Annotated in this window: 7 protein-coding genes; 4 read left to right on the top strand and 3 right to left on the bottom strand. The window is 31.6% G+C overall.

Annotated elements, in window-relative coordinates:
• Positions 1-1,059 (top strand): hypothetical protein (locus tag VFS71_RS01970; RefSeq protein ID WP_326399062.1); only part of this gene is annotated, 1,059 nt, incomplete at its 5' end.
• A gap of 101 nt (positions 1,060-1,160) precedes the next feature.
• On the opposite strand, the gene VFS71_RS01965 is transcribed toward VFS71_RS01970, so the two are convergent.
• Positions 1,161-1,565, bottom strand: a complete 405-nt coding sequence (locus tag VFS71_RS01965) for a secretion protein (protein ID WP_326399061.1) — start codon at positions 1,563-1,565, stop codon at positions 1,161-1,163.
• 183 nt (positions 1,566-1,748) lie between these two features.
• On the opposite strand from VFS71_RS01965, the gene VFS71_RS01960 reads away from it, so the two are divergent.
• The 3 genes from VFS71_RS01960 to VFS71_RS01950 all read left to right on the top strand — a co-directional run bounded on the left by VFS71_RS01960 (position 1,749) and on the right by VFS71_RS01950 (position 4,455).
• Positions 1,749-2,621, top strand: a complete 873-nt coding sequence (locus tag VFS71_RS01960; protein WP_326399059.1) for an AraC family transcriptional regulator — start codon at positions 1,749-1,751, stop codon at positions 2,619-2,621.
• 170 nt (positions 2,622-2,791) lie between these two features.
• Positions 2,792-3,658: an alpha/beta hydrolase family protein gene (locus tag VFS71_RS01955; protein WP_326399057.1), complete on the top strand. Its 867-nt coding sequence runs from the start codon at positions 2,792-2,794 to the stop codon at positions 3,656-3,658.
• A gap of 263 nt (positions 3,659-3,921) precedes the next feature.
• Entirely contained in the window at positions 3,922-4,455 is a 534-nt protein-coding gene (locus VFS71_RS01950; RefSeq protein ID WP_326399055.1) for a hypothetical protein, read from the top strand.
• Positions 4,456-4,535: 80 nt separating this feature from the next.
• Here the strand turns inward: VFS71_RS01950 and VFS71_RS01945 are convergent, their stop codons facing one another.
• The gene (locus tag VFS71_RS01945; protein WP_326399054.1) at positions 4,536-5,507 is read right to left on the bottom strand and encodes a TerC family protein; all 972 of its coding nucleotides are present in this window, start codon (positions 5,505-5,507) and stop codon (positions 4,536-4,538) included.
• Between the two features lie 146 nt (positions 5,508-5,653).
• Positions 5,654-6,475: glutamine synthetase (locus tag VFS71_RS01940; RefSeq protein ID WP_326399052.1), on the bottom strand; the 822-nt coding region annotated here is incomplete at its 5' end.

The raw sequence follows: 6,475 nt of genomic DNA, 5'->3' as shown, positions 1-6,475 counted from the left end.
CTATATAGGAGAGAAGTACCTTCTGCTATTGTCTTTATTTTTGATCCTGGAGGAAGAGGGAAAGTAGGGATTGAGCCTTTTGTTTTGGCTGCGGAAACCTATAAATATATTTTGGTATGTTCCAATAATTCAAAAAATGGACCAACAGATGTAAATTTAGAAATTGCAAATCGTCTGTTTGAAAGCGTATCAACGGAATATAATTTAAATCCTTCAGAGCTTTATATTTCTGGCTTTTCAGGTGGTGCAAGATTGGCAGGTAATATAGCAGTTTCTTCGTTAGCTTTCCAAGGAGTAATTGCTTGTGGAGCTTCTTTTAATGAAATGGATAAGTTCGCTTTGCAAGATGCTAGTTTTTCATATGTGGGTATGGTAGGTGACAAGGATATGAATTATCAGGAAATGATTAAAAATGAAGAATGGTTGAACAAAATGATGGTAAAAAACACTTTGTTTGTTAGCCATCAAACACATACTTGGCCATCGCAAAAAGAAATGCTTCGGGCTTTTGATTGGTTAGAAATACAAGCTTCTAAAAATAGCATTAGAAAACCCAAGGAAACCACCATTAAAAAAATCTATGATGAAAATCTAAAAATAGCCGATAGCTTAAAAGGAAAAAATGAAATGATTTCTGCTATTGCGGAATATGAAAGATGCAATGCTATTTATGATAATAGAGGGGATGAAAAAATAAAAACAACTATTGATTCAATAAAAAAATCCAAGGAGTATAAGAGCCAAATTTCAAAAAGAGATGAAATATCAGTTTTAGAAAATGAAATTACCAATTCAATTTTGGAACAATTTGATAAAGAATTGAAAGTAGCCAAAAGTGAAAATGATTTTAAATTTTGGAAGACAGAATTAAAAAAGCTAGATGATAGAAAAACAAAGAGCAAAGATATTGCAATTAAAAATATGGTTGATAGGTTGCAATTTATGATCAAAGCATTGGTTTATGAAGCAGCCCAGGAAAGTAAAAGAAACTTTCAAAATGATAAATTGCTTTATTGCAAAGAATTGGAAAAAGTGATTCAACTGTATGATAGTAAATAATTGTTTTTAGGTCAGACAAAATAATATAAAAAAAAACAGCTCCCAAAGAAGAGCTGTTTTTAGAAAATTCGAAGTTTTTGTTCTTAAATAAACTAACTCAATTAATTAGTTGTAGCTACATTTTGATTTTTCATTTTCAATTCCCCTTTGTACACTTCAGCGACTGATCTTCTAGATAAGGTTGAAACTTCTTTTGAAATAACAATCTCATGTGTTACTTTTTTCAAATTGGTTTCAACTTCCAAAAAGTAAACTCCATCAGGGAATTCTTCAAGGCTGTAAGTTCTTAAAATACCACCTTTTCCAGTTGCAACCTCAGAATAGATTATAGTATGGTTTTTATCATAAATAGTCACATTCGCTTTTGGAATTTCATTTACAGAAAAACTAATTTCTTTACCAGTTCCTTTTTTTACATTTAGTAAAAAATCACCATCGATTGCATAACTACTCATTGTAGTCATCGCTACTAAAACTACTAGACTTAATTTTAAAATCGTTTTCATAATACTGTTGTTTTAAATTAGTAATTAAATTTCTAATGCTAAAGTAGAACGATAATCTATTTGATTGTGCAACTGTATTTTCTAATTTGTGTGTTATTTTAACTTAACGAAAACGTTGTATGTTAATTTTTGGTAATATAGAATTGTTTTGTGGTAAATTTGAATAGCTTTAAAATCTATCAGATGAAAAAAATGAGCCCAACACTCGAAATTATCACTCCTTCTTTTGGAAGTTCTTTTACTTTTTCCAGATATGTTGAGAATGCCAATTGTAAATCAGATCTCTGGCATTATCATCCCGAAATTGAACTGGTTTTTGTCAATGGAGGCTCAGGGAAAAGGCAAATAGGAAGTCATATTTCCTATTATTCAGATGGAGATCTAGTTCTTATAGGAAGCAATTTGCCTCATTGCGGATTTACAAACGAGCAAACAGGTAATAAGAATGAAACGGTAATCCAGATGCGTCCAGATTTTTTGGGTAATGATTTTCTGGAAATACCGGAGTTAAAAAATATTCAACATCTTTTGCATAAAGCAAAAGGAGGTATCGCTTTTGGTTCTGAAACCAAGAAGATAATTGCGTGTAAAATTGAGGAGATGGAAAATCAATCTAATTTTGATCGTTTATTGAGCATGATTAGTATTCTGAATACTTTGGAAACAAATAATGAATATACTATTTTGAATGCCGATGGTTTTTCGTTGGAATTGCAAGTTCAGGACAATGATAGAATTAATGTGGTTTTCAATCATGTAAAAGACCATTTTCAGGAACCTATTCATCTTGATACTGTTTCGAGTTTGGTGAGTATGACAACTCCCTCATTTTGCAGATATTTTAAAAAAATTACCAATAAAACGTTTACTGCTTTTGTAAATGATTATCGTTTGGTTCACGCTTCAAAACTCTTGTCGGAAAATACCAAAAGCATTACTGAAATTTGCTATGAAAGCGGATTTAATAATTTTAGTCATTTTAATAAGTCATTTAAAGCGTTTACAGGGAAAAGCGCTTCACAATACAGACATGAATTGAAGTCTTTTATTGAATAATTTTTAAAGTTCAATATTGATTTGTTTTTATATTGCAAAAACAAATCAATATTGAACTAAATAATTGTAAATAAGTGTTTTGTGTTTTTATGTTCTTTAATCAAATAGAGAGTTTTCTGTTTTTATTTTTGGAAATTGTATATTTACATTTCATCAAAAAAAGGAATAATATGAAAAACTTACTAATATTATGTATAGCATTTTTATTTGGCAATACCATTTTGTCTTTCGCTTCAACTGTTGATACTTTACAAGTTCCTAGTGTTGCAATGAGTAAAACTTACAAAGCAGCTGTTGTGTTGCCTAATTCGTATGGAAAAGGAAAAGCTGTTTATCCTGTACTTTATCTTTTGCACGGTGCTTACGGACATTTTTCGGATTGGTTGTCAAGTACTCCCAATAAAAATATAGTTAAGAATTTAGCAGATCAATATAATATTATAATAGTAATGCCAGAAGGGGAGACGTTCAGTTTCTACCTCAATAGTCCTGTAAATAAAGGAAGTCAGTTTGAAACCTATATAACTGAAGAAGTAATCCAAAAGATTGACAAAACGTATCGAACGGTAAATGATAAAAAAGGGCGCGTCATCGCTGGGCTCTCTATGGGAGGACATGGGGCTCTGTATCTTTCAGCGAAACATCCTGAATTGTTTTGTGCAGCTGGAAGTATGAGTGGAGCTGTAGATATGGGAACAATGTTAGGTCGGGAACCAAATGACCAAGTTATAAAATTAATGCAGCCTGTTTTTGGCGATCAAAGCAACAATGCTGATTTATACACACAAAATGCTGTGATAGGAATGGTTGATAAAATTAAAACCAATAAACTGGCATTAATTATAGATTGCGGTGTTGATGATTTTCTAATTGAACCTAATAGAGAATTGCATAGAAGATTAGTGTATGCTAAAGTTTCTCATGACTATACAGAACGTCCAGGAGCCCATACGTGGGAATATTGGGAAAATGCTTTACCCTATCAGGTTTTGTTTTTTAGTAAAATATTAAAAAATAATGGAGTTTTAATAAATTAAAAAATTATTGAAAACGAAGAAAGGACTTTTCGATTAGAAAAGTCTTTTTTTATGAATTTTTGCTTTAAAGTGTTTATTTTTAATTTGATACAAATAGATTGGATTAAATTAAAAATGATTTTTTAACAATGAATTCTGGATTTTGACTCTTTATTGTTTTTATAAATAAAAATTAATTGAATTATTTTGAATGAAATTCCAAAAAATAATTTTTTTTGGCTTGATTTTTGAAATACCTTTATAGAACTTTTAAATATAAAAAAATGAAAAAAATAATTACACTTTTGGCAGTTATTGGGATGTTTGGTTTTCAAGGATGTACTGGTCCTGAAGGGCCTCCAGGGATTCCTGGACAAGACGGAGCAGATGGATTATTGGGTGTTGTTTATGAAAACACATCTGCAAATTATTATAATTTCACGGCAAATAATAATTTTAAAGTTAGATTTAATTTTCCCGTAAATGCAACTTTATATGATTCTGATGTAGTGTTGGTATATCGTTTAGGAGGAGTAGATAATGGTAAAGCCGTTTGGGAATTTTTACCAGAAACTCGTTATTTTGATGATGGGACAAGAGATTTTTCTTTTAATTTCAATTTTACTTATAATTATGTGGATATTTATTTGAGTGGGAATGACCTTGGAACTGTTCCAAGTGAATTTAGTATGCAACAAATATTTAGAATTGTTGTTGTGCCAGCTGATTTTGCTGCTTCTGTTAATAAAGCTAGTTATTTAGATGTTGTTAGTAAGTTGAATATTAAAGAAAGTCAAATACAACAAATTAAATTATAATTAAATTTGAAAATCATAAAAAAAGGGAATCGTAAGGTTTCCTTTTTTTATGATTAGGTTTGAATGATCTAAAGAAATTGTCAATACTTGCTTTTTTGTTTTTTACTGCTTTCCTTTTTGCTTATTTGCAAAGAAACAATCACGCCAATAATAAGACACAAAGCGATAAAGGTTAATGATGCCCATTCGGGAATTTCGATATAATCATGCAATAACATTTTTAGTCCCACAAAACTCAAAATAGCAATTAGGCTATATTCTAAATGGCTAAATTTTTCCAGCATATTGGCAAGGAAAAAGTACAAAGATCTCAATCCTAATATGGCAAAAATATTGGAACTAAATACTAAAAAAGGATCGGAGGTGATGGCTAAAATAGCTGGGACACTATCCACTGCAAAAACGACATCCATTACTTCAATGACAATTAATGCTACAAATAGGGGTGTGGCGGCATTGCCTTTTTCGGTCTTTATAAAAAAATGTTCTTTATCAGTATGAGTTGAGATTGGCATTATTTTGCCTAAAATTTTATAGATTAAAGATTTTTTAGGATTAAATTCTTCTTCATCTTCGGAGGTGAATAGCATTTTTATAGCAGTAAATAAAAGGAATGCTCCAAAAAGATAAGAGGTCCAGGCGAACCTGTGAATCAATAAAACGCCAAAGTAAATCATTAACCCACGGAAAACAATTGCTCCTAATATACCCCAAAATAAAACTCGGTGTTGATGTTTTTTTTGTATTTTGAATGAAGCAAAAATCAATGCAATTACAAAGATATTGTCGATACTTAATGATAATTCAATTAAATAACCTGTTATGAATTTCATTGCAGCAACTGAAGGTTTCAATTTATCTGGATTTAATACATAATCGGTGGAATATAACCAATAAACCACTCCAGAAAATAACATGGATAAGGTAAACCATATAGCGGTCCATTTGCTGGCTTCCTTTGTACTGATAATATGGGGTGTTCTGTTAAATACCCCCAAATCAAGAGCCAGTATTATAAAAATCAATGCAATAAATAATATCCAAACTGTCATAATGGTATCTGTTTTTTTATATCCTCAAATGTGAAATTTGATTTTTTTAATTCCTCGTTATTAATTTTTAAAGATACTGCAATTTGCCTAAATAAAAAAAGTGCCTTCAATTACGAAGGCACTTTTTGGTTTTGATTTGCTTATAATTACAATGCTGAATTTACAGTTTTGATAATTCTTGCAGCAATTTTGTATGGGTCACCATTAGATGCTGGTCTTCTGTCTTCCAACCATCCTTTCCATCCTTTTTGAACAGTCATTAAAGGAATACGGATTGAACATCCTCTATCAGATACTCCGTAAGAGAAATCGTGGATAGAAGCAGTTTCGTGTTTACCAGTCAAACGTTGGTCATTGTAAGCTCCATAAACAGCAATGTGCTCAGCAGTTACAGGACGGAAAGCCTCACATATTTTCTCGTAAATTTCTTGAGAACCACAAGTTCTTAATACATTGTTAGAGAAGTTAGCGTGCATTCCAGAACCATTCCAGTCTGTATCACCTAGTGGTTTTGGGTGATATTCGATATAGTAACCATATTTTTCAGTCAAACGGTCTAGCAAGTATCTAGCAACCCAGATTTCGTCACCAGCTTTTTTAGCTCCTTGTGCGAATAATTGGAATTCCCATTGTCCACAAGCAACCTCTTGATTGATACCTTCAAAGTTGATTCCTGCAGCGATACATAAATCTGCATGCTCTTCAACTAATTTTCTTCCGTGTGTGTTTTTACCGCCTACTGAACAGTAGTACATTCCTTGTGGGGCAGGGTAACCTCCAATTGGGAAACCTAATGGTAATAAAGTTTTAGTATCCATGATGAAATATTCTTGTTCGAATCCAAACCAGAAATCTCCATCATCTTCGATAGTTGCTCTACCATTTGATGAGTGAGCTGTACCGTCAGCATTCATAACTTCAGTCATTACAAGGTAACCATTGATACGAGTTGGATCTGGATAAATAGC

Source organism: Flavobacterium sp., from assembly GCF_035760125.1.
Classification (GTDB): domain Bacteria; phylum Bacteroidota; class Bacteroidia; order Flavobacteriales; family Flavobacteriaceae; genus Flavobacterium.
This window is presented reverse-complemented; position numbering and strand designations above follow the sequence as displayed.